The sequence below is a fragment of the Wolbachia endosymbiont (group B) of Melanargia galathea genome (assembly GCF_964030625.1).
Lineage (GTDB): Bacteria > Pseudomonadota > Alphaproteobacteria > Rickettsiales > Anaplasmataceae > Wolbachia.
In genome coordinates this window covers 668,310-692,273 of sequence record NZ_OZ034910.1, presented here as the reverse complement: position 1 = coordinate 692,273, position 23,964 = coordinate 668,310, and the positions used below count along the sequence as shown (strand labels likewise).

Here is a 23,964-nt window from a genome sequence, read left to right as displayed (position 1 = left end):
ATATATGCCTCAAATTAATCATTAACCGTTATAACACTACCCTTATTATTATGATTAATCGTCACTTTGCCTAATTCTACCATTTTCTTAGTAACCGTTATAGTGCTACCTTCAAAACCTCCGTTGCCGGATATATACATAACATCAAGCAAAAGTGACTCTAAGATAGCACGTAACATCCTTGCACCTGTTTTATAGCTTATAGCTTTTTTAGCAATAGCTGATATTGCTTCATCTGAAAACTCAAGGTTTACTTTACTAAATGCAAGCAATGCTTTATATTGTTTTACTAGCGCATTTCTTGGCTCTGTCAACACATGTATTAAATCTTCGTGATCCAGCTCATCTAGAACAGCAGTTATTGGAACTCGTCCTACAAATTCGGGTATCAAACCGAATTTGATTAAGTCCTCAGGTTGAGCATCGCGTAAAGCATTTTTTTTCTTTTGTGCTTTAGACTGACTTATATCTGCTCCAAAGCCAACTGATGTTCCCTTTTTTCTTGCCTCAATAATTTTATTTAGGCCTTCAAAAGCTCCTCCACAAATAAATAGTATATTACTAGTATCTACTTGTATAAACTCTTGTTGCGGGTGTTTTCGCCCTCCTTGTGGCGGAACATAAGCAACTGTACCCTCCATAATCTTAAGCAGAGCTTGCTGGACCCCTTCACCTGAAACGTCACGGGTTATTGAAGTGCTTTCAGATTTTCTTGTAATCTTGTCTATTTCATCGATAAACACTATACCATGCTGTGCCTTTGCAACATCATAATTTGCAGCTTGTAATAGACGTGACAACACGCTTTCTACATCATCACCTACATAACCTGCCTCAGTCAAAGTTGTCGCATCGGCCATAGCAAATGGCACATCTGAAACTTTAGCAAGTGTTTTTGCTAGCAAAGTCTTACCAGAACCAGTAGGGCCAATAAGCATTATATTTGACTTCTCAATTTCAATATCACTTATAGAATGAAGTTGCACCATGGATTGACAATGGTTATACATAGCCACAGATAAAACGTGTTGCGCATGTTCCTGACCTACAACATGCTTACTAAGAAAAATTTTTATATCTTCAGGTTTCTTTAGTAATAGCTTCATATCAGATATATGATCTGAATTAAAAGCTCTCTCTTTCTTTTGACTTATTGCTTTATGGGATAACTCTATGCATTCATTACAAATGAACACCTTTAAACCATCTGAAGAGTTAGTAATCAATTTATCTACTTCGTTTTGTGCCTTGTTACAAAAAGAACAGTAGTGTAAATCATTATTGTTATCCATTAAACTACCTTTTGTTTAACTTTAATATTTTCAATCTTCATATCTTTACGCTCAGCTATTACTCTGTCAATTAAGCCAGTTTTCATTGCTTCTTCAGGATCCATGAATTTATCTCTTTCCATCATTTCTTCAATTTTTTTTAGTGAATTTCCAGTATGTTTTTCATAAATTTGATTTAATTTTTTCTTAACTCGCAAAATTTCATTAGCATGTATTTCTATATCAGTTGCTTGCCCATGATAACCACCAGATGGCTGATGTATCATAATTCTTGAATGAGGTAGCGAGTAACGTTTACCCTCCGCACCAGCTGTAAGCAACAAAGAACCCATAGATGCAGCTTGACCTATACACAAAGTTGAAACGTCTGGATTTATATACTGCATTGTATCGTAGATCGACAAACCAGCAGTTACAACACCACCTGGTGAGTTAATATACATACAAATGTCTTTATCGGGATTTTCCGATTCTAAAAATAAAAGCTGTGCTACTATTACGCTGGCCATGTTGTCTTCAATAGGGCCAGTTACGAAAATTATTCTTTCTTTTACTAGCCTTGAATATATGTCATAAGCCCGCTCACCGCGACTAGTTTGTTCAACTACAATTGGTATAAGAGTCATACCTTTTCCTATCAAATATTATCAAATAATTCCTTTAATTCTTTCACAGAAACAATCTGTTCTTCTTTACTAGCTTTTTCTATCATATAATCCGTCACTTTATACTCAAGCGCTTGCCCTCTAACTAATTCCTGAAATTGTCCATCTGATTTAAAATGTTTAAATACCCTGTCAAATGATACATCTTTACTGACATATTGATTTACAATAACATTCATAATATCACTTTGAGTTAATGATATTTCATGTTCTTTACTGAACTCCATGAATAGCATTGCAAGCTTTACGCGTCTTTCAGCTTCTTTACACGAATCATCTTTAGCATTCAACTCTCTTTCCACTCTCTGCTGTTCCTGTTTTACTACTTCTATAGGCAAATCAAAACTATAACTAGCATCCAAACAATCAAATAGCTCTTTCTTAATTAAGAGATCTTCCATTTCTTTACACTGATTATCAATTACTTCTTTTACATGATCTATTAGCGAAGAATGATCTTCAAAACCAATTCTCCTAGCTATTTCATTATCACTTTGCAAATCTTTGGCAATCTGAATGTCATTAACTCGAACAGAAAAAGCAGCCTCCTGTCCCGCAAGGGAAATTACCTGGTAATCTTCAGGAAATCTCAACTTAAAGCTTTTTGTTTCCCCTTTTTTCATGCCAATTAATTGATCTTCAAAACCATTTATAAATGTTCCAGATCCTAAATTAACAGTAAAATTTTTGCCACTTCCACCTTGAAAGAGCTTATTTCTAATTCGCCCTTCAAAGTCAATTATCAGTTTATCCTCGTTTTTTGCTTGATAAGAAGCATCATCAACAGAGACAAAGTTAGGAAATTTTGTTTTTATAGAATCAATAAATTCTTTTATGTCTCCCTCTTTGATTTTTGCCTTAACTTTCTTCAAATTTATTTTATCAAGATCTATTACTGGCACTTTTGGCATCGATTCAAAAGATAATTTGTACAGAAAGTCACCTTTTTTATCCTTTTTATCAAGGTTTGGTAATGACATAATATCAACCTTAGGATGGATGTGAGACTTAACTTCGATTTTTTTCATTAAATCACTTGAGCAATAGTCAATCGTATCGTTTATCACATATTCCAAAGCTTCGTTTTTATAATTTGTAATAACAAGATCGTAAGGCATCTTTCCTGATCTAAATCCAGGAAATTTTGCATTCTTCGCTATTTCTTGTAATCTAGAGTTTATCTTTTGTTCTATATAATCACTACTAACTGTGATTTCATACTCATACTTTAGTTTATCTACACTAAGTTCCTTATAGGTATATATATTACTTAATGTATCTGCTTCGACTGCATTTTGAGGTATATTACTAGACATTACAACCTGTTATCAATATTTTATTTATGTTTTAATAAAGCCATTTTACCAGAATTTAAGTTAAATACAATCCTTAAGAACAGGTTCTTATACAAACAAAAGTGTACTTAGTGATTATAAATTTTCTCTTAAAACCTGAGTTACATGACTTTAAGTGCGGATAGAGGGACTTGAACCCCCACGAGCAAGCTCACCAGGACCTAAACCTGGCACGTCTACCAATTTCGCCATATCCGCAAGAGCCCTTCATTAACTTATAGATAACCACTTCTGTCATCTTATGCAATTTAAAGATTAGATTTTAGTACCACAGACTGAACTTATAATACTGGTTAACTCCACTATGAGTCTAAGCCTAAATTACTTTAACTAACACTATTAAGATAAGTTCTCTAATTGCATAAAAGTTCTCTAATTGCATAAAAGTCAACAATAATTTTTTGTATCATGAAAAATATTTTTTGATGTAAAATTCAGCTCTAATACAACCTTTTATTTATTATTGTATTATCTTATTCAATCAAAAGAGGTTTTATTGGCAATAAAAACATCAACACTAATTTCCAATTAATCTCTTTTAAACTATGTAGCCAATGAATATGTGGATAAATACGTCCACACAAACTTAAAGTATTTATCCACATATTCATTAAGCTTATAAAAACTAAGGTATCATTCTTTTCCTCTATAGTCTTAATGATTTTACATAAGTTAAAAGTAGCATGCTTCCATTGTTCTCTCCGCGGTCTAATATGGCTAATTCATATTGTAGCCAAGCCGCACTATACTTGTTAGGCGGAAGTGGACGGCAACATGTACGCCACGAAGTCTATGCTTCAACTTATCCTCTTGCTTATCCCTTCCATCGGCATTGCTATCTTTACTTTCAGTAAAATTATTGTTTTATACTTCTTTAGTGTTTATTGATAGCAAAACTCTTTTCTATCGATTAGCATCTTATGCATAATCACGGCTAATTTTCTTGCTACTGCAACAATTGCTTTTTTCATGCCCTTTTTCTTTTTAAGCTTCAATCCCCAGCTTCTTAATTTAAATGTCCTTTTACATTTTACCAGTAAGACCTGCGCGGCTTCATATAACATATTCCTACAGTCCACTGGTCCCATTTTTGATATACTTCCGTGTCGATCAATCTCACCAGAAGCGTACTGTCTTGGACTTAATCCCATATAGGCTCCAACTGTATAAGATGTTTCAAACCTATGCAGATCATCTATTGCAGCTTTATATGTCATTGCTACTATAATACCAACTCCTGGAACAGTAGTTAATAATTTACAATCCTCATCTTTTTTGCTTTGTTCTGAGAGCATTTTATCAAGTTTTCTTATTGATTCTTCTATTATTTCTAAACTATGTACTAATGATTCAATTGAGGTTTGGCTAATTTCATCTAGATTATTAACCATTTCTTGCACTTTTAAAGCAAAGTTTGCAGAACTAAGACGTTGATTAACTTTTATCCCGTATATTTTCAGTAATCCCCTTATTGTTCCCGCAATTTGCTCTCTGCAACGTATTAATTGTCTTCTGCTTCCAAGTATTATTTTAACCTGACAAGCTTCGTCTGATTTTACTAATACCTCCTTAAATAGCCCAACTCTCATCATTTGTGCTATGCCTCTTGCATCATTTTTATCATTCTTATTGATTCTCGCAGATAATGCTGCTGCCATATGCCTTGCATCTACACAAGTTACTGGTAATCCAAGATTCCTCAACTCTTTGCACATCGATATTGATAATTGCCCGCTTTCTATTCCTATGGACTCGTATTTTTTGTTTTGACCAAGCAGAAACTCAGCTATTGCACTGCTTTCACTTGCAACAACCCCTTCTTTAACAATTTTTCCTTTCTCATCAATGATACTAATAAAAGTTTCTTTGAGTGAGACATCTAACCCGCTATAATGTTTCATGAGACTACTCCTACTGTAAAAGTTTAAATTATTCTTGAAGAACTAATTCATTGAATTTGTTACTTCGTGCTAAAATAATGGAGTATGTCTCTCCATCATTCAATAGCAATTACAGTATGTACTGTCTTAGAAATATTCAAGGCTTATTCAATTTATAGTATTTACACAATAAAAAAAGCTTATTAATATTCTTTAATTAAGGCTCTAAACTCTGGAAATTAATAATGAGATTAATAGCAAGCTTCTTACTCGCAATTTTTCTGATTACACAGAGTGGCTGTACGACTCTTGTAAGTGGTATAGTGGTAACAGCAACTGCAGCGGCTACAGCAATAACAATGCAAGATAAATCCTTGGGAAACATTATTGATGATACAACTATAGTAATAAGAATCAATAAGGGACTCTTAAAACACGGACTGTTCTCATCTATAAAAGTTAAAGTGAGTGAAGGAAGAGTATTACTCATTGGAAATGTTGATAATCATGAAAAGCAACTCACAGCAGAGAAAATAGCTTGGCAGCAAAAAGAGATTAAAGAAGTGATAAATGAAATAAGAGTCACACCAATTAAAATGGCTTCTATGCTAGATGTTACTGTAGATGGTATGATAACAGCAGAGATAAGCACAAGGCTTTTGGGAAAAAGAAATATTAAATCAATTAATTATAGCGTTAATACAGTTGATAGAGTCGTTTATTTGATGGGCATAGCTCAAAATAAGGCAGAATTAAAAGCTGTAATAGCAATTGCAAGAAAAGTAAAAGGAGTAAAGCAAGTTGTAAGTTATGTGAGATATAGACATAGCAAATTGCGCCATTGATGAAAATTTACTTGAGTGTTAGTATCATGTAGCTAAGCCATAAAGCTACTTTACAAATTTCGTCAGTTCACTCTTATGGTATGTATAACAATGCTACAGAAAATAATATCATAGAATTCAATAGAATAATTTCTAGAAAATCTCTACATACTAAAAAAAGTAAAATGCTATTTAAATAAGCTTAAGAATAAATAGCAAACATCTATATCTTGTGCGATATGGCGTTTTATTCCTGAGATTTTTTTACCAGCGTCATAGCCTTTTTCTTCATCAGTGTCTGCGTTCTTTACACTCTGAGCGTCAATTATGCAAAAGCTGGTTTTTTCTTTCCAAACATTGTTTTGTCGGACCACACTAACTATTTTTTTTAACATGCACTCCAAAATACTTTTTTTTATTTCCTTTTACTTTTTCACTCCATTTTGAAATAATCATAACAATTGCGCCGTTTTGGGAAACTCTTTTGGTAGCATCCTCCACTGATAACCACTTTTTGGGGCGTACAACACTCCGCAAAATATATTCATACAAATCAAGTTTTCTTGGTTTTGTTTTTTCCACAAGACTCCAGATCTGGTGAAATAATCTCAAACTTCTCTCGACTTATGTCACTTGGGTATACACTCCTCATATATCCTAATTTATACACTCTATTTCTTACTTTATGCCTTTCTTGAGATTATGAACAGGTTCTTAGAAAGCTAGCGTTCTACTAGTCATGTTCTTTATCTTGCTTTACAACAATGCATCTTTTCATTCCAGCCAAGTCGTATACGTATTCCTGAAAAGCCAGTCCATATAAGGGTATTATTTTGTCAATATTGCTCTGATCTTCGCCTATTTCCAGTATCGCAAACCCATCTTTTTTAAGGCACTTTTTCAATATTGGAAAAATACTCAGGTAACAGCTCAATCCATCGATACCACCATCAAGAGCAATTCTTGGCTCTTTTTGCACTTCAGCTTGCAGATTTTTTAACTTACTTCTTTTAATATATGGAGGATTGCTTATTATAAGATCAAATAAATCTCTACATTCTGTCCACGAATTTGGAAATATTTTAGCTCTGTTGAGAAGATTATGTTTCTTTGTGTTCTGGCAGGTAATTTTGTATGCTTCCAGGCTTTTTTCAAAACCAACTCCAATAGCATATTCATACTCACTAAGTATGGAGATCAACAAACAGCCTGTGCCTGTGCCAAAATCTGCAATTTTTATTTTTTGCTTCTTATTTTGGTAATATTTTAACACTGTTGAAATTACTGTCTCACTATCTGGTCTTGGATCTAGAACATGTTGGTTAACTATAAAATTTTTACTCCAGAATTCACGATTACCTATTATTTGCGATATTGGATATCTTTCTGCTCTTTTTTTTGTTAATTTCCAGAATAGAAGCTCTTTGTTTCTTGGTACCTGATTGGTGTGATTCATGATTGTGAATGATCTTTCTACTCCAAGTACGTACTGCATGATGATTTCACAATCCACATGTGGTGATTCAATTCTATGTGATGATAGTAGCTTTGACCCTTCTTTAATTAAAGCGCTGATTGTTTTCATTATTCTAAAAACGTGTTCCTTGTATGCAAGAACAGCAAAATTGAGTATAGAATTTTGAACTTAGGGTAGCTGCATTAAATCTAAGTGTCAAGAGTAGGATTGTAAAAATCATCTGGCTTTACTGGTAATTCGGTTAGTATTTTTGCATTAATGTTAGAAACTCTTGGCTCTATTATAAGGATTATTTTCTGCATATTCTTTGATAGCCATCACAGTATATTACTTGTTCCATATCTATATTAATTCGACCACAGCAAGTGATAATTTCTTAATATTAAAACCAATATGCGCTTTAGCATATAATTATCAGTAGCTTTCAAAGCAATTGGGTTGAGATTATTAGAGTAGTAATGTTTATTTTTATATTGACTATTGAGGTTTATTATTTTATAACTAAGACTTAGTTATTTTCAGAGTTTTAAATTTACAGTATATGCCTACGATAAATCAATTAATATGTAAGGGTAGATCAGGGTTAACTCGCAAGAAGAAGGTGCCAGCTTTGGGAAAATGCAATCCTCAAAGAAGGGGTGTTTGCACTAAGGTATATACTACAACTCCTAGAAAGCCTAACTCAGCACTACGTAAGGTAGCTAGAGTAAAGATTAGTGGATACGGTGAAGTGACGGCTTATATACCTGGCGAAGGTCATAATTTACAAGAGCATTCCGTTGTTTTAATACGTGGTGGGCGAGTTAAGGATTTGCCGGGTGTACGTTATCACATAATAAGAGGTGCTCTTGATCTACGTGGTGTGCAAAATCGAAAGAAAGCCCGTTCGAAATATGGTGTAAAGAAATCTGGTTAAAATTTATGGCACGTCGTAATAAAGCAAAAAAAAGAACAAGCCCTGACTCTCGTTATGGTAGTGTCTTGCTTATGCGTTTTATTAATATAATTATGAAATGTGGTAAAAAGTCTATTGCAGAAAAGATTGCTTATAGTGCTTTGTCCTTAGCTGAAAAGAAAATAGACAAAGATGCCTTATCAATTTTTGAAACAGCAGTAGAAAATGTTACCCCTTCTATAGAAGTACGCTCTCGGCGTATTGGTGGTGCAACTTATCAAGTCCCTGTTGAAATTCGTCAAGATAGAGCAATTTCTTTGGCATTAAGGTGGATTGCTAGAGCAACTTCTGCTGCTCGCAAAAAGAGTGGTAGAACTACTGTTTATTGTTTGCAGTCTGAAATATTAGATGCTTATAATAAATGTGGTGGTGCATTTAAGATGTGTGAAGAAAAGTATAAAATGGCTGAAGCTAATAAGGCATTTTCTCATCTTCGTTTTTAATATTAGCTGATTGATTGTGGTATGGAAGTTTTAATATCTAGGTATAGAAATATAGGAATAATGGCTCATATAGATGCTGGCAAGACCACCACAACAGAGCGTATTTTATTTTATACTGGTAAACAAAATAGGATTGGTGAAGTGCACGATGGTGCGGCTTCTATGGATTGGATGGAGCAAGAGAAGGAGCGTGGCATTACAATTACCTCTGCTGCAACAACATGTTTTTGGAATGATCATAGGATTAATATAATAGATACTCCTGGTCATGTTGATTTCACTATTGAGGTTGAGAGATCTTTGAGGGTTTTGGATGGTGCAGTTGCTGTATTTGATGGAGTTGCTGGAGTTGAGCCTCAGTCTGAAACGGTTTGGCGTCAAGCTGATAAATATACCGTTCCTCGTATCTGCTTTGTTAATAAAATGGATAGAATAGGGGCAAATTTTTATCGATGTATCGATATGATAAAAACGAAGCTTGGCGCATCACCTTTAGTTATTCAGTTGCCAATAGGAAGTGAGAAAGATTTTAAAGGCATAATCGATCTTATTTCTATGAAAGCTATTATATGGCAAGAAGAAACATTGGGCGCTAAATTTTCTTATGAAGATATTCCTTCTGATTTGCTTGATAAGGCTCAAGAGTATCGAAATCTTTTATTAGATGCTGCAGCTGAAATGGATGATGAGGCGATAAATACTTACTTTGAATCTAACGATCTGCCAATTGATTTGTTGAAAAAGTGTGTGAGAAGCGGGACCATTAAAGGAAAATTTGTCCCTGTATTATGTGGGTCAGCTTTTAAAAACAAAGGCGTGCAATCACTTTTAGATGGTGTGGTTGATTTTTTACCCTCTCCTATTGATGTTGATGTAATTATTGGAACTGATCCTAAAGATTCAGAAAAGAAAATTGAGATCAAACCTTCAGAAAAAGAGAAATTCGTTGCTCTTGCGTTTAAAGTGATGACGGATAAATTTGTAGGTAGCTTGACGTTTATTCGTATTTATTCCGGTAAGTTAAAATCTAAATCTGCTGTGTTAAATGCTGGAAAGAATGAGACTGAAGGAATTGGTAGAATGTTGCTTATGCATGCAAATAACAGAGAAGATATAAACGAAGCTAAAGTTGGTGATATAGTTGCCTTAGTTGGATTAAAGAAAACAATTACTGGTGATACTTTATGTTCATCTGATTTTCCTATACTATTAGAGCGTATGGAATTTCCTGATCCTGTTATTGAAATTGCTATAGAACCGAAAACCACCTCAGATCAGGAAAAATTAGGTGTTGCTTTGAATAGATTGGTTGCAGAAGATCCTTCTTTAAGGATGTCAGTAAATGCAGAGAGTGGGCAGACTATATTGAAAGGTATGGGTGAGCTGCATCTTGAGATTATTATTGATAGAATGAAGCGCGAGTTTAATGTTGAAGCTAACGTTGGTGCGCCTCAAGTTGCATATCGTGAAACTATCACTAAATCTGTTGAAATTGATTACACTCATAAAAAACAATCAGGTGGTGCTGGTCAGTTTGCTAAAGTTAAAATAAAATTCGAACCTCTTGAGCCTGGTTTTGGCTTTCAGTTTGAAAGTAAAATTGTAGGCGGTGCTATTCCAAAAGAGTATATACCTGGAGTGCAAAATGGCTTAGAGTTGATAAAAGAAGGTGGTATAATTTCCGGCTTTCCATTGATTGATTTTAAGGCTACTCTTCTTGATGGTGCTTTTCATGATGTTGATTCTAGTCCTTTGGCTTTTGAACTTGCTGCTAAGGGTGCTTTTAAGGAAATGGCAAATAAAGCTGGTCCAAAAATGCTAGAACCTATAATGAAAGTGGAAATCATTACTCCTGAAGAATATATGGGTGATGTTATGGGTGATATAAATAGTAGAAGAGGCAGTGTTGTTGATATGCTGGATTTAGGTAATAATAGCAAAATAATTACTGCTTCGGTTCCTCTTGCAAATATGTTTGGTTATATAAATGTTTTGCGTTCTATATCTCAGGGAAGAGCTCAGTATAGTATGCATTTTTCTTGTTATGAACAAGTGCCACAATATGTGGTTGATGAGTTAAAGTTAAAGTATAATTAAAGGTTAGTAATTATGACAGCGATAGTAGAAGCATTTGGAAAGCCGCATGTAAACGTGGGAACGATAGGACATGTGGATCATGGGAAGACAACGTTAACAGCGGCGATAACAAAGCATTATGGTAATTTTGTAGCATATGATCAAATAGATAAAGCGCCAGAAGAAAGAAAGAGAGGGATAACAATAGCAACAGCGCATGTTGAATATCAAACAGAAAAGAGACACTATGCACACGTTGATTGCCCTGGACATGCTGATTATGTAAAGAATATGATAGTAGGTGCAGCACAGATGGATGCAGCGATATTGGTAGTGTCAGGGGTTGATGGGCCGATGCCACAAACGAGAGAGCATATATTGCTGGCAAAACAGGTGGGTGTTGGATATATCGTGGTATATATAAATAAAGCTGATGTTGCTGATGCTGATATGATAGATTTGGTAGAGATGGAAGTGAGAGAGTTGCTGAGTAAGTATGGATTTCCAGGTGATGAAGTGCCTATGATAGTTGGGTCTGCGTTAAAAGCATTAGAGGATGATAGTAGTGAGTATGGAAAGAAATCAATAGATAAATTGATGGAGAAGTTAGATGAGTATGTGGCAGTACCTCCAAGGCCTATAGATTTGCCGTTTTTGTTGCCAATAGAAGATGTATTTTCAATATCGGGCCGAGGGACGGTAGTAACAGGAAGAATAGAGAAGGGGGAGATAAAGACAGGGGATGAGATAGAGATAATAGGTCTGAAAGCGACGCAAAAGACGATATGTACTGGTGTTGAGATGTTTAAGAAGTTGCTAGATAAGGGAAGTGCAGGACTCAATGTAGGAATACTACTAAGAGGAACAAAGAGAGAAGAAGTGGAGAGAGGGCAAGTATTGGCAAAACCAGGGACAATAACCCCGCATAAGAAATTTAATGCGGAGGTGTATATATTGAAGAAAGAAGAAGGAGGAAGGCATACACCATTTTTTGGAAATTATCAGCCACAGTTTTATTTAAGGACAACGGATGTAACTGGGAGCATAAAATTGCTAGATGGAAAGGAGATGGTAATGCCAGGGGACAATGTAAGTATAGAAGTGGAGTTGCAAGTACCAATAGCAATGGATAAAGGATTACGTTTTGCGATAAGAGAAGGTGGTAGAACTGTTGGTTCTGGCGTTGTTTCGGAAATTTTAGAGTAAACTTTGAATTATAGGAGTGTAGCTCAATTGGTAGAGCGCTGGTCTCCAAAACCAGAGGTTGTAGGTTCAATTCCTATCGCTCCTGCATTAATATTATGGTAGAAATGTTAAAAAACCTGTATGTTTTTTTTTGCGATATAAAGCAAGAAATAAGGAGAATTGCTTGGATAAAAAAACAGCAGGTATTGTCATCTTTGTTTATTGTAATAACTGTTATATTATGCTTTTCGATTTTCTTTTGCTTCGTAGATTTTATGTCTCTTTACGTAATTAAGACTTTATTTGGAATTATTTATGGAATATAAGTATAAATGGTATATCATTAAAGTCGATTACGGGTATGAGAAGGATATATGCGAGTTGGCAACCAATACTGTTTACTTTAAGGAGGTGTTTATTCCTTATCAGACAGTATGTGATGTAAAATCTGATATAAAAGAGTTATGTGAAGTATATATATGTATGCATCTGTGTGATGAAAGCAAAAATATTTTGAATCAAATGACTGGGTTTTGTGGTGATGAGTCTGGTCATTTTGAGATGATTTCAGATGATGAGGTAATTTTAAAACGTAAGGAATTTAATAGATATAAGTGGTACATTTTAAGAGTTGCCTCTAATTATGAAGAGAAAGTGCGCCAATATATATTAGAAAATTCTATGAGATTGAATATTAATAATTATTTTAATAGGGTTTTTATTCCTTGTGAAGAATTAAGTGAGATGGATTTAAAATCTAAAAAAAATGCTAAACGAAGGAAGTCCTTTCCTGGTTATGTCTTTTTATACATGAATTTATGCGATGAGGTATTAAATTTTATTAATAATATACCAAAATCTCTTAAGGTTTATGGATTTTTGAAAAATGGTAATGTTCCAAAGGTGATTGAGGATAATGAGATTCGCTCAATGTGTAGTGCGCTTTACAATGCTCAAGAAACGAAAAAGTTGAGTTATGGTTATGAGAAAGGTGAAAAAGTAAAAATTAATGATGGTCTTTTTCAAAATTTTACTGGTAAGGTAGATATGGTAAATGATGAGAAAAAAATTATTAATATTGAAGTATCAATCTTAGGTAAGCCAACAATAATAGAGCTTGATTTGGCTCAAGTAGAGAAAATAGAGGATTAATTATGAGTAATGTAGTTGCTAAGATTAACTTGCTTATGGAAGCTGGAAAAGCAGTTCCAGGACCGAAAATTGCTTCAGTACTTGGCCCGCGTGGTATACCTGTTCCTAAATTTTGTGAAGCTTTTAATAAAGCTACTAGCGCTGCTAACGCTAGTTATAAAGTAGGTGATTTAGTAACAGTGAGAATTTCCATAAAGGATGATCGCTCTCATGATTTTACTGTCAGCGGTCCGCCTGTGGCTTATTTGCTTAAGCAGGAAGCTAAATTAAGTAAAGCTTCTGGTAATTCTGGTAAAGAATTAGTGGCTAAATTATCTATGTCTGCTATCATTAAAGTGGCAAAGTGTAAGATGGTTGATATGAAAGTGGATAATGAAGATTCAGCAGTGAAGATGGTTATAGGCACTGCAAAATCTATGGGTATAGAAGTTGTGGAAGGTTAGGTAAATGAGTACATATAATGATAATTCTAAGCAATGTTTGGAGAAGGTTGTTGAGTCTGCTTCAGCAAAATTTAATGAATCAGTTGATATCGCAGTCAATTTAGGTGTAGATTCACGTAAATCTGAAGAGCAGGTGCGTGGTACAGTAGTTTTGCCTAAAGGTATCGGGAAGAATATTAAAGTAGCTGTTTTTGCTCAAGATAAACATTTATTAGAAGCTGAAAAAGCTGGTGCTGATATTACAGGAGGAGAAGATTTAATTGAAGAGATAAAAAAAGGTAGAAAGTTGAATGTTGATTGGTGCATCACTACTCCTGATTTCATGGCAAAAATCACTCCTATTGCAAAAGTATTGGGTGCTAAAGGGCTGATGCCTAACCCTAAATTTGGTACTGTGACTTCTAACATTGCGGAAGCTACTAAAACCATTAAGTCTGGTCAAATAAAATTCAGGACGGATAAAAATGGGGTTATTCATGGTAAATTAGGAAGTATTAAATTTGATATTGATGATTTGCTGGAAAATTTAAAAGCCTTTCTTAAAGTAATTAGAGACAATAAACCTGCTTCTGTGAAAGGAGTTTACTTTAAAAGCGTTTTTTTAAATTCAACTATGGGTAAAGCTCATAAAATAAACAAAGTAGAAGATATAATTTAAGGGAGCGAAATTGTGAAGCGTAAAGATAAGGATGAATTTATACAAAACATAATGAATGTGTTTGTAAATAATGATTTCTTAATATTGGTAAATTTCAAGTCTATGAATGTTAGCAATTCATTAATTCTTAGGAATAGTCTAAAATCTGTAATGGGTGGGATGTTAGTAGTTAAAAATACTCTAGCTTGCTTGGCTTTGGAAAGGACTGGTAAATTTTCTTATTTATCAGGTAAATTTTCTGGTTCTGTTGCTATTATATATTCTAGTGCTATAGTAGAAGCTGCAAAGTTAATAGTTGATTTTATTAATGCTAACAAAGAAAAAATGTCTGTGATTTGTGCGGCTCATATAAATGAATTGTTAACAGTGGAAGATGTTAACAAATTGGCTAAGCTTCCCTCTCTGGATGAATTGCGTGTTAAAATTATGCGTTTAATATCTTATGATATTCCTGCTCGGTTAGCATTGTCTATTAATTCATCTTCTATGAGGCTTATGAGAGTTTTGGATTACTATAGTTCTAAAAAATAAATTTGTTGTTAAATAAGGTGGTCAGTATGAATAATGTAACAAGTGATTTGGTTGATAAAATATTATCTTTAAATCTATTAGAAGCTTCTGAACTTGTAAAAGTTCTAGAAGAAAAAATAGGGTTGCCTAGTGGTTCTTTTCTTGGTGGAGCTGTTGGTGCTGGGGTGCCTATTAGTGATAATGCTAATGCTCCTGTTGCTCAAGAAAAAGCTGAATATAAAGTTGTAATCAAAGAGATTGATGCAAGCAAAAAAATAGGAGTGATTAAAGCTATTAGAGAAGTTAATTCTACATTGAATTTAAAAGAAGCGAAAGAATTAGTTGAGTCTTTACCCAAAGATTTGACTGCTAATGTTTCTAAAGACGAAGCAGAAAAAATAAAGCAAAAACTTATTGAAGCAGGAGCAACTAAAGTTGAGCTTGAATAAAATGTTAGTATATTAATTTTATGTTGATATAGCTCTTTTAATTAGTGAAGGTATTTTAATGGTTGATTCTTCTTATATGTGTGCTTCTAGTGCTTTTGTTCCTAGAGTTTCTTATTCCAGGTCGATTGATTTAAAAGATTCTTTGTTGGATTTGGTTAAAGTCCAAAAGGGGTCATATAATTCCTTTACTCCTAATAATGAGAGTAATGAAAGACTTGAAGCTATCTTTCATACAATTTTTCCAATATCTGATCCTTTGCATAGGGCTACTATCGAATTTTTGAATTGTAGGGTAGATGATCTTAAGTATAGTGAATCTGAATGTATAAAACGTGGTATAACTTTTTCTGCTCAGGTTATTGCTTCTATACGTCTTGTTATTATGCAGGATGGTGTTTCTCTTGAAAAATATCAAGAGATTAAAGAAGATGATGATCATTCTAAGCTTGCAACTGTTATAAAATCTGCTGAAGAGCAGGAGGTTCGCTTTTGTGAACTGCCTATGATGACTGATAAAGGTACTTTCATCATCAATGGCGTAGAGAAAGTTATCGTTTCACAAATGCATAGATCTCCTGGAGTGTTTTTTGATAGTGATAAGGGAAAAACTTACAATTCTGGCAAATTGATCTATTCTGCTAGAGTTATTCCTTATAGAGGTTCTTGGCTTGATATTGAGTTTGATGTTAAAGATCATTTGTATTTTCGTATTGATAGAAAGAGAAAGTTGCCAATATCAGTTTTATTAAAGGCTTTGGGCTTATCAAATAATGACATACTTAATAAATTTTATGAAAAAATAGAGTATATAAAACATAAAAGTGGCTGGAGAGTACCTTTTTCCCCTGATAAATTCAAGGGAGTGAGGCTTCCTTTTGATTTAAAGAATGTTGAAGGCAATGTGTTACTTAAAGCCAATGTTCGTATTACTTCAAAATTAGCTAAAAATCTATATGATAACGGATTGAAAGAGTATCTAATTCCTTATGATTCTATATGTGGTTTATTTCTTGCAGAAGATTTAATAGATAGTGCTAGTTCTACAAAAGTCTTATCTGCTGGTGAATCTATAAAATTAGAGGATATAAAAAAGCTTGAATTATTATCTATAGATAAAATATCAGTGTTGAACATAGATAATGTTTCTGTTGGACCTTACATATTAAACACACTTTTCTTAGATGAAAACATGTCTTATGAGAACGCTCTATATGAAATATATAAGGTTTTGCGTCCTGGTGAAGTTCCTGTTTTAAAGATAGTAGAGGAGTTTTTTCGTAATCTTTTCTTCAGTTCGGAATATTATGATTTGTCTAACATTGGTAGATTAAAACTTAACTCTTGCCTTGGGTTAAATTATGAGGAAAATTTAACTACTTTAACACATGAAGACATTATTGAAATTATAAGAAAAATAGTATTGTTACGTGATGGTCAAGGATCTGTAGATGATATTGATCATTTAGCAAATAGAAGAGTCCGTTCAGTTGGAGAGTTTATAGAAAATCAATTTAGAACTGGATTATTAAAATTGGGACGGGCAGTAGTTGATTCTATGTCTACTTCTAGTTTAGATAAAGTCTCTCCATCTGATTTTATAAATCCAAAAGTGTTAACCAATGTCTTAAGAGATTTTTTCAACTCTTCCCAATTATCTCAATTTATGGATCAGACTAATCCATTATCTGAAATAACACATAAAAGAAGGTTGTCAGCGTTAGGTCCTGGTGGTTTAACAAGAGAGAGGGCGGGATTTGAAGTGCGTGATGTTCATCCAACTCATTACGGAAGAATTTGCCCTATTGAAACTCCTGAGGGGCAGAATATAGGCTTAATTAATAGCTTAGCTATATACGCTCGTATTAATAAATATGGGTTCATTGAAAGTCCTTATAGGAAAGTAGTTAATAAGGTTGTTACTGATCAAATTGAGTATCTGTCTGCTATAGATGAAGGTTTATATTATATAGCCGATACCAGCGCAAAGCTTGATGAGAACAACTGCTTTGTTGATGATATGTTATACTGTAGGTATGCTGGTACCTTTGTAATGGTAAATAGTAATCAAGTAAGTTACATTGATTTATCTCCTAAGCAGGTAATATCGGTTGCTGCTTCTTTAATTCCATTTTTAGAAAATGATGATGCTAATAGAGCGTTAATGGGTTCAAATATGCAGCGTCAAGCTGTACCTTTATTGAAGCCTACTGCTCCTTTGGTTGCTACTGGCATGGAATCTTTCGTAGCTTCTGGCTCTGGTGCTGTAGTTTTAGCAAAACGTGGTGGCATAGTTGACAGCTCAGATAGTAACTCTATAGTTATACGTGCTTTTGACAAAGGAGGAATTAACTACTTGGATGTAGATATTTATCATCTAAGAAAATTTCAGCGTTCTAACCATAATACTTGTATTAACCAGAAACCACTGGTGCATGTAGGTGATTGTGTTAAGGAAGGTGATGTGATAGCTGATGGTCCTGCTATTAATAACGGTGAATTGGCACTTGGCCAAAACTTGCTAGTCGCTTTTATGTCTTGGCAAGGTTATAATTTTGAAGACTCAATCATTATTTCTAGTGAAGTTGTTAAAAAAGATCTATTTACTTCTATTCATATAGAAGAATTTGAATGTGTTGTACATGACACTCCTTTAGGGTCGGAAAAAATAACTCGTGCCATACCCGGTGTTAATGAAGAAAATCTTTATCACTTGGATGATAGTGGTATAGTAAAAGTTGGTACAAGAGTTGGTCCAGGTTATATTTTGGTGGGGAAAGTTACACCTAAGCATTCTCTTTCATTGCCTCCTGAGACAAAATTGTTAATGACAATTTTTGGTGAAAAGTCATTTGATTGTGTGGATTCCTCTTTATATACATCTCCAGATATTGAAGGGATAGTGATTGATGTGCAGGTCTTTACACGCAGAGGGGAAGAAGAAAACGAAAGGGCGTTTCTTATTAAACAAAAAGAGGCAAACGACTTTGAGAAAGAACGAGACCATATAATCAATGTTATTAATCAATATTTCTATGATGAATTAAGAAAAATTCTTATTAATTCTGGCTCTCAAGATCGAGAAAGTATTAATTTTATTGAACGTGAGGGATGGTGGGATATAGGATTGAAAAACCAATCTATTTCTAAGCAAGTTGAGAGCTTAAAAAAAGATTTTGATGAAAAAGTATCACATGCGATAGCAAACTTTAAGCGAAAAGTAGAAAAATTGCATGAAGGCTATGATCTGCCTCAAGGTGTGTCGATGTCAGTAAAAGTTTTTATTGCTGTAAAACATAGTTTGCAGCCAGGGGATAAAATGGCTGGTAGACATGGAAATAAAGGTGTGATTTCTCGAGTTGTTCCAGTAGAAGATATGCCTTATTTAGAAGATGGTACTCCTATTGATATTATTCTTAACCCTCTTGGCGTTCCTTCGCGAATGAATGTAGGTCAAATATTGGAAACGCATGTAGGTTGGGCTTGTAAAAAATTAGGAGAAAAAGTAGGCAATATTCTTGATGAGATCAATAAAATCAAACGTGCTTTTTGTGAGGCAATTAGATCTCTCAGTGATGATGATTTTGAAAAATTTGCAGCATTATATCTTGATAATAAAAAATTTGAGGATATTAATGATGATGAAATAACGGCTTCTATTTTAGATACGCCTAATAAGGATGAATTAAATAATGAATTGACTACATTAGTAGAGAATTATTTCAACTCTTGTAAAGATGCACACAGTAGTTTACGTCACTTCCTGATTGAGGTTTATAGTTGTGGCAGTAATTTATCTATTTGTAATAACATTCGCGATATTAATGATAATCACCTCATTGAATTTGCGTATAAGTTGCGTGATGGCATTCCTGTTACTGCACCTGTATTTGAAGGTCCAAAAGATGAACAAATAGTAAAGCTATTTGAACTTGCTGGATTGGATAACTCTGGGCAAGTTGTATTATATGATGGTTGCTCGGGTGAGAAGTTTGATCGCAAAGTTACAGTTGGTTACATGTACATGCTTAAGTTGCATCACTTAGTAGATGGTAAAATTCATGCGCGTTCAGTAGGACCTTATAGCTTAGTTACTCAACAACCTCTTGGAGGAAAGTCTCATTTTGGTGGTCAGCGTTTTGGTGAAATGGAATGTTGGGCATTGCAAGCCTATGGTGCTGCTTACACTTTGCAGGAAATGTTAACTGTGAAGTCTGATGATATTAATGGCAGGGTTAAGATTTATGAATCGGTAATAAAAGGTGACAGTAACTTTGAATGTGGAATTCCTGAATCCTTTAATGTCATGATAAAAGAGTTGCGTTCCTTGTGTTTTAATGTGGATTTGAAGCAAAATGACATAGTAATTGAAGATATATCTCATACTAACATCGCGCAATCTTTTAATGAGGTTAGCATTTCCATTGCTAGCCCTGAAAGTATTAAACGTATGTCTTATGGAGAGATAACAGATGTTTCAACTGCAAACTACCGTACATTCAAAGTTGAGAAAGGTGGATTATTTTGTCCTAAAATTTTTGGTCCTGTCAATGATGATGAATGTTTATGTGGAAAGTACAAAAAAAGAAGACATAGGGGCCGTATATGCGAAAAATGTGGAGTAGAAGTTACATCTTCTAAAGTAAGAAGAGAAAGAATGGGTCATATAGAGCTTGCATCTCCTGTTGCTCATATATGGTTTTTGAAGTCACTTCCTTCAAGAATTGGAGCATTATTAGATATGTCTCTTAGAGATATCGAAAGTATTTTGTATAGTGATAATTATGTTGTAATAGATCCTCTTGTTTCCTCTTTTGAAAAAGGTGAAATTATTAGTGAGAAAGCTTATAATGAAGCTAAAGATAGCTATGGGGTCGATAGCTTTATAGCTATGCAAGGTGTTGAAGCTATAAGAGAATTGCTAATACGCCTTGATTTACATGAAATTAGGAAGAATTTAAGACAGGAGTTAGAGTCTGTTGCTTCTGAAATGAGAAGAAAGAAAATTATAAAGAGATTACGTATTGTTGAAAATTTTATCAAGTCTGGAAACAGACCTGAGTGGATGATACTTACAGCTATACCTATTTTACCACCTGACTTGCGTCCCTTGGTATCGCTTGAAAGTGGTCGACCTGCAGTTTCTGATTTAAATCATCATTATAGAACTATTATTAATCGAAATAATAGATTGAGAAAATTGTTAAGTTTAAATCCTCCTGAGATTATGATTCGTAATGAGAAAAGAATGTTACAAGAGGCAGTTGATTCTCTTTTTGATAATAGTCGTCGTAATGCTCTGGTAAATAAAGCTGGCGCTACTGGATATAAAAAGTCTATTAGCGATATGCTGAAAGGAAAGCAAGGTCGTTTCCGTCAGAATCTTTTAGGAAAAAGGGTAGATTATTCTGGACGTTCTGTAATAGTTGTTGGTCCAACTTTGAAACTAAATCAGTGTGGATTACCGAAAAGAATGGCTCTTGAGCTATTCAAGCCTTTTGTTTACTCAAGGCTTAAAATATATGGAATGGCTCCAACTATTAAATTTGCTAGTAAGTTAATAAGAGCAGAAAAGCCAGAAGTTTGGGATATGCTTGAAGAAGTAATAAAAGAGCATCCTGTTTTGCTAAATAGAGCGCCTACGCTACATAGGCTTGGTATTCAGGCTTTTGAGCCAGTCCTTATTGAAGGTAAAGCAATACAGCTTCATCCACTTGTTTGTACAGCATTTAACGCTGACTTTGATGGTGATCAAATGGCAGTACATGTGCCAATTTCATTGGAAGCTCAACTTGAAGCTAGAGTGTTGATGATGTCAATTAATAACGTTTTAAGTCCTTCTAATGGAAGACCGATTATAGTTCCTAGTAAAGATATAGTGCTTGGTATATACTACCTAACTTTACAGCAACTTAAGAAGGATGATTTACCACTTTTTTGTGCTTTTTGTGAAGTTGAGCATTCCTTAAACAACGGTACTCTGCATATTCATTCTCATATAAAGTACAAAATGGAACACATCAATAGCGATGGAAACATTCAGTATAAAACTATTTGTACAACTCCTGGACGTTTAATATTATGGCAGATTTTTCCTAAACATGAGAATCTAAGCTTCGATTTAATAAATCAGGTATTAACAGTTAAGGAAATAACTAGTATTGTTGATTTAGTATATCGTAGCTGCGGTCAAAGTGCTACAGTGGTATTTTCTGATAAATTGATGACACTTGGCTTTGAGTATGCTACATTTTCTGGTACTTCTTTTAGTCGTTGCGATATGGTCATACCTGAAACTAAAGCTACACACGTTGATTATACAAGGGGTGAAATTAAGAAATTTTCTGCACAGTATCAAGACGGACTAATCACTAAAAGTGAGAGGTATAATAAAGTTATAGATGAGTGGTCTAAGTGCACAGATATAATAGCGAATGATATGTTAAAAGCGATATCTCTGTATGATGAAAATAGTAAGTACAATTCAATATATATGATGGTTAGCTCCGGTGCAAGAGGTTCTACTTCCCAGATGAAGCAGTTAGCAGGAATGCGAGGGTTAATGACCAAACCTTCTGGTGAAATTATAGAAACACCTATAATTTCTAATTTTCGCGAAGGATTAAATGTATTTGAATACTTTAATTCTACTCACGGTGCGCGTAAAGGTTTAGCTGATACTGCACTTAAAACTGCAAACTCTGGATACTTAACTCGTCGCTTGGTTGATGTATCTCAAAATTGCATAGTTACAAAACATGACTGTAAAACGAAAAATGGCCTTATTGTAAGAGCTATAGTTGAAGGTAGTACTATAGTTGCATCTCTAGAGAGTGTTGTACTGGGTAGAACAGCTGCAAATGATATATATAACCCAGTAACCAAAGAGTTATTATTAAAAGCAGGGGAACTAATTGATGAAGGTAAAGTAAAGCAAATCAACATTGCAGGTCTTGATGTTATAAAAATTAGATCGCCTTTAACTTGTGAAATAAGTCCTGGTGTGTGTTCTTTGTGTTATGGAAGAGACCTTGCAACTGGTAAAATTGTTTCAATAGGTGAAGCAGTTGGTGTTATCGCTGCTCAATCTGTTGGAGAGCCAGGTACTCAGTTAACGATGCGTACTTTCCATATAGGTGGGGTAATGACTAGAGGTGTTGAATCCTCAAATATTATAGCTTCTATTAATGCTAGAATAAAATTAAACAATAGTAATATAATTATAGATAAAAACGGAAATAAAATTGTGATAAGCCGTTCCTGTGAAGTCGTTTTAATTGATAGCCTTGGTAGTGAAAAATTGAAGCACAGTGTGCCTTATGGTGCTAAACTTTATGTAAATGAGGGTGAGTTAGTAAAAATTGGTGATAAAGTTGCAGAATGGGATCCGTATACACTACCTATTATTACGGAAAAGAGTGGTACAATATCTTACCAGGATTTAAAAGATGGAATTTCAATCACTGAAGTGATGGATGAATCTACAGGGATATCAAATAGAGTAGTAAAAGATTGGAAATTGTACTCTGGTGTAGCTAATTTACGTCCTCGTATTGCACTGCTTGATGATAATGAAAAAGTAATAACACTTTCAAGTGGTGTGGAAGCATGTTACTTTATACCAGTTGGTGCAGTGCTTAATGTACAGGATGGCCAAAAGGTTCATGCAGGTGATGTTATCACAAGAACGCCGAGAGAGTCAGTTAGAACTCGTGATATTACTGGTGGCTTGCCTAAGGTTATAGAATTATTTGAAGCACGTCGTCCTAAAGAGCATGCTATCGTTAGTGAAATAGATGGCTATGTAATGTTCTCTGAAAAAGACCGTAGAGGAAAACGCAGTATAGTAATTAAACCTGTAGATAAGCAAGCTTCTCCAGTTGAGTATTTAGTATCAAGAAGTAAGCATGTAATAGTTAATGAAGGTGATTTTGTGCGTAAAGGTGATTTATTGATGGATGGCGATCCTGATCTTCATGATATTCTACGTGTGCTTGGGTTAGAAGCGTTAGCACACTATATGATTTCTGAAATACAGCAAGTTTATAGATTGCAAGGTGTGCGCATAGATAACAAGCATTTAGAAGTGATCTTAAAGCAAATGCTACAAAAAGTAGAAATTACCGATCCTGGTGATACTATGTACTTAATTGGAGAAAATATTGACAGGCTGGAAATTGATAGAGAAAATGATGCTATGAATAACTCTGGAAAACGACCTGCTCATTATCTTCCTATTCTGCAGGGAATTACTAGAGCAAGCCTTGAAACTAATTCCTTTATTTCTGCTGCCTCTTTCCAAGAAACAACAAAAGTACTTACGGAAGCAGCATTTTGCGGAAAGAGTGATCCTTTGAGTGGGTTAAAAGAAAATGTTATAGTAGGAAGGTTAATTCCTGCTGGTACGGGTCTGATTATGAATAAGGTGAAAGCACTTTCGCTTTGTGAAAATATAGATAAATATGAAAAATATTTTGATATTGAGACTTATGACGAAAAATTGCTGAGTGATAATAGTTATCAATTACATTCTGATGAAGAAGAGAGTGTGGTGGCATCGCACTATGATCAGTCAAATTGAATATATCTAATGAGGTAGTATG

Annotated in this window: 19 protein-coding genes and 2 tRNA genes; 13 read left to right on the top strand and 8 right to left on the bottom strand. The window is 34.2% G+C overall.

The window, feature by feature from the left end; all coding sequences use genetic code 11:
* Positions 1–14: 14 nt before the first annotated feature.
* The 5 genes from clpX to AAHF52_RS03065 form a co-directional block, all read right to left on the bottom strand.
* Entirely contained in the window at positions 15–1,292 is a 1,278-nt protein-coding gene (gene clpX / locus AAHF52_RS03085; RefSeq protein ID WP_007302000.1) for an ATP-dependent Clp protease ATP-binding subunit ClpX, read from the bottom strand.
* Positions 1,292–1,918 (bottom strand): ATP-dependent Clp endopeptidase proteolytic subunit ClpP, encoded by a 627-nt coding sequence (gene clpP / locus AAHF52_RS03080; RefSeq protein WP_007301999.1) that lies wholly within the window; start codon positions 1,916–1,918, stop codon positions 1,292–1,294. The genes clpX and clpP overlap by 1 nt, the downstream gene beginning before the upstream one ends.
* Positions 1,919–1,929: 11 nt before the next feature.
* Entirely contained in the window at positions 1,930–3,273 is a 1,344-nt protein-coding gene (gene tig, locus AAHF52_RS03075; RefSeq protein ID WP_007301998.1) for a trigger factor, read from the bottom strand.
* 155 nt (positions 3,274–3,428) lie between these two features.
* Positions 3,429–3,510 (bottom strand) — tRNA-Leu (locus AAHF52_RS03070).
* Between the two features lie 683 nt (positions 3,511–4,193).
* Positions 4,194–5,213 carry an IS110 family transposase gene (locus AAHF52_RS03065; RefSeq protein WP_214303242.1) on the bottom strand — a complete coding sequence of 340 codons (1,020 nt, stop codon included), beginning with the start codon at positions 5,211–5,213 and terminating at the stop codon, positions 4,194–4,196.
* 224 nt (positions 5,214–5,437) lie between these two features.
* On the opposite strand from AAHF52_RS03065, the gene AAHF52_RS03060 reads away from it, so the two are divergent.
* A complete protein-coding gene (locus AAHF52_RS03060) occupies positions 5,438–6,037 on the top strand; it encodes a BON domain-containing protein (RefSeq protein WP_010406846.1) in 600 nt (199 codons plus the stop codon).
* 167 nt (positions 6,038–6,204) lie between these two features.
* Here the strand turns inward: AAHF52_RS03060 and AAHF52_RS03055 are convergent, their stop codons facing one another.
* From AAHF52_RS03055 to prmC, 3 genes are all read right to left on the bottom strand, one after another.
* Positions 6,205–6,390, bottom strand: coding sequence for a transposase (locus tag AAHF52_RS03055; protein WP_342068492.1), 186 nt, complete (start codon positions 6,388–6,390; stop codon positions 6,205–6,207).
* A 1-nt stretch (position 6,391) separates the two neighbouring features.
* On the bottom strand, positions 6,392–6,598 hold the full coding sequence (locus AAHF52_RS03050; protein WP_342068491.1) for a hypothetical protein: 207 nt from the start codon (positions 6,596–6,598) through the stop codon (positions 6,392–6,394).
* Between the two features lie 151 nt (positions 6,599–6,749).
* The gene (prmC, locus tag AAHF52_RS03045; protein ID WP_264376917.1) at positions 6,750–7,601 is read right to left on the bottom strand and encodes a peptide chain release factor N(5)-glutamine methyltransferase; all 852 of its coding nucleotides are present in this window, start codon (positions 7,599–7,601) and stop codon (positions 6,750–6,752) included.
* A gap of 433 nt (positions 7,602–8,034) precedes the next feature.
* On the opposite strand from prmC, the gene rpsL reads away from it, so the two are divergent.
* From rpsL to AAHF52_RS02985, 12 genes are all read left to right on the top strand, one after another.
* On the top strand, positions 8,035–8,409 hold the full coding sequence (gene rpsL / locus AAHF52_RS03040) for a 30S ribosomal protein S12 (protein WP_010406837.1): 375 nt from the start codon (positions 8,035–8,037) through the stop codon (positions 8,407–8,409).
* Between the two features lie 5 nt (positions 8,410–8,414).
* Positions 8,415–8,891, top strand: coding sequence for a 30S ribosomal protein S7 (rpsG, locus tag AAHF52_RS03035; RefSeq protein ID WP_264376918.1), 477 nt, complete (start codon positions 8,415–8,417; stop codon positions 8,889–8,891).
* Between the two features lie 21 nt (positions 8,892–8,912).
* Positions 8,913–10,988 carry an elongation factor G gene (gene fusA / locus AAHF52_RS03030; RefSeq protein ID WP_006014698.1) on the top strand — a complete coding sequence of 692 codons (2,076 nt, stop codon included), beginning with the start codon at positions 8,913–8,915 and terminating at the stop codon, positions 10,986–10,988.
* 12 nt (positions 10,989–11,000) lie between these two features.
* A complete protein-coding gene (tuf, locus tag AAHF52_RS03025) occupies positions 11,001–12,173 on the top strand; it encodes an elongation factor Tu (RefSeq protein WP_007301992.1) in 1,173 nt (390 codons plus the stop codon).
* A gap of 12 nt (positions 12,174–12,185) precedes the next feature.
* Positions 12,186–12,258 (top strand) — tRNA-Trp (locus AAHF52_RS03020).
* A 10-nt stretch (positions 12,259–12,268) separates the two neighbouring features.
* Positions 12,269–12,478, top strand: a complete 210-nt coding sequence (gene secE, locus AAHF52_RS03015) for a preprotein translocase subunit SecE (protein ID WP_012481857.1) — start codon at positions 12,269–12,271, stop codon at positions 12,476–12,478.
* Positions 12,468–13,304: a transcription termination/antitermination protein NusG gene (gene nusG / locus AAHF52_RS03010; RefSeq protein WP_010406831.1), complete on the top strand. Its 837-nt coding sequence runs from the start codon at positions 12,468–12,470 to the stop codon at positions 13,302–13,304. Before secE ends, nusG begins: the two co-directional genes overlap by 11 nt.
* Before the next feature lie 2 nt (positions 13,305–13,306).
* The gene (locus tag AAHF52_RS03005; RefSeq protein WP_007301989.1) at positions 13,307–13,747 is read left to right on the top strand and encodes a 50S ribosomal protein L11; all 441 of its coding nucleotides are present in this window, start codon (positions 13,307–13,309) and stop codon (positions 13,745–13,747) included.
* A gap of 4 nt (positions 13,748–13,751) precedes the next feature.
* Entirely contained in the window at positions 13,752–14,405 is a 654-nt protein-coding gene (gene rplA / locus AAHF52_RS03000; protein WP_007301988.1) for a 50S ribosomal protein L1, read from the top strand.
* Between the two features lie 12 nt (positions 14,406–14,417).
* Positions 14,418–14,936, top strand: coding sequence for a 50S ribosomal protein L10 (gene rplJ / locus AAHF52_RS02995; protein WP_007301987.1), 519 nt, complete (start codon positions 14,418–14,420; stop codon positions 14,934–14,936).
* Positions 14,937–14,962: 26 nt separating this feature from the next.
* Positions 14,963–15,364, top strand: a complete 402-nt coding sequence (rplL, locus tag AAHF52_RS02990; protein WP_007301986.1) for a 50S ribosomal protein L7/L12 — start codon at positions 14,963–14,965, stop codon at positions 15,362–15,364.
* 58 nt (positions 15,365–15,422) lie between these two features.
* Entirely contained in the window at positions 15,423–23,942 is an 8,520-nt protein-coding gene (locus AAHF52_RS02985; protein WP_264376919.1) for a DNA-directed RNA polymerase subunit beta/beta', read from the top strand.
* The last annotated feature ends 22 nt before the right edge of the window (positions 23,943–23,964 follow it).

Coding starts and splice junctions, on each gene's coding strand:
- clpX (WP_007302000.1), bottom strand. CDS start 1,292: ATGGATAACAATAATGATTTACACTACTGTTCTTTTTGTAACAAGGCA.
- clpP (WP_007301999.1), bottom strand. CDS start 1,918: ATGACTCTTATACCAATTGTAGTTGAACAAACTAGTCGCGGTGAGCGG.
- tig (WP_007301998.1), bottom strand. CDS start 3,273: ATGTCTAGTAATATACCTCAAAATGCAGTCGAAGCAGATACATTAAGT.
- AAHF52_RS03065 (WP_214303242.1), bottom strand. CDS start 5,213: ATGAAACATTATAGCGGGTTAGATGTCTCACTCAAAGAAACTTTTATT.
- AAHF52_RS03060 (WP_010406846.1), top strand. CDS start 5,438: ATGAGATTAATAGCAAGCTTCTTACTCGCAATTTTTCTGATTACACAG.
- prmC (WP_264376917.1), bottom strand. CDS start 7,601: ATGAAAACAATCAGCGCTTTAATTAAAGAAGGGTCAAAGCTACTATCA.
- rpsL (WP_010406837.1), top strand. CDS start 8,035: ATGCCTACGATAAATCAATTAATATGTAAGGGTAGATCAGGGTTAACT.
- rpsG (WP_264376918.1), top strand. CDS start 8,415: ATGGCACGTCGTAATAAAGCAAAAAAAAGAACAAGCCCTGACTCTCGT.
- fusA (WP_006014698.1), top strand. CDS start 8,913: ATGGAAGTTTTAATATCTAGGTATAGAAATATAGGAATAATGGCTCAT.
- tuf (WP_007301992.1), top strand. CDS start 11,001: ATGACAGCGATAGTAGAAGCATTTGGAAAGCCGCATGTAAACGTGGGA.
- secE (WP_012481857.1), top strand. CDS start 12,269: ATGGTAGAAATGTTAAAAAACCTGTATGTTTTTTTTTGCGATATAAAG.
- nusG (WP_010406831.1), top strand. CDS start 12,468: ATGGAATATAAGTATAAATGGTATATCATTAAAGTCGATTACGGGTAT.
- AAHF52_RS03005 (WP_007301989.1), top strand. CDS start 13,307: ATGAGTAATGTAGTTGCTAAGATTAACTTGCTTATGGAAGCTGGAAAA.
- rplA (WP_007301988.1), top strand. CDS start 13,752: ATGAGTACATATAATGATAATTCTAAGCAATGTTTGGAGAAGGTTGTT.
- rplL (WP_007301986.1), top strand. CDS start 14,963: ATGAATAATGTAACAAGTGATTTGGTTGATAAAATATTATCTTTAAAT.
- AAHF52_RS02985 (WP_264376919.1), top strand. CDS start 15,423: ATGGTTGATTCTTCTTATATGTGTGCTTCTAGTGCTTTTGTTCCTAGA.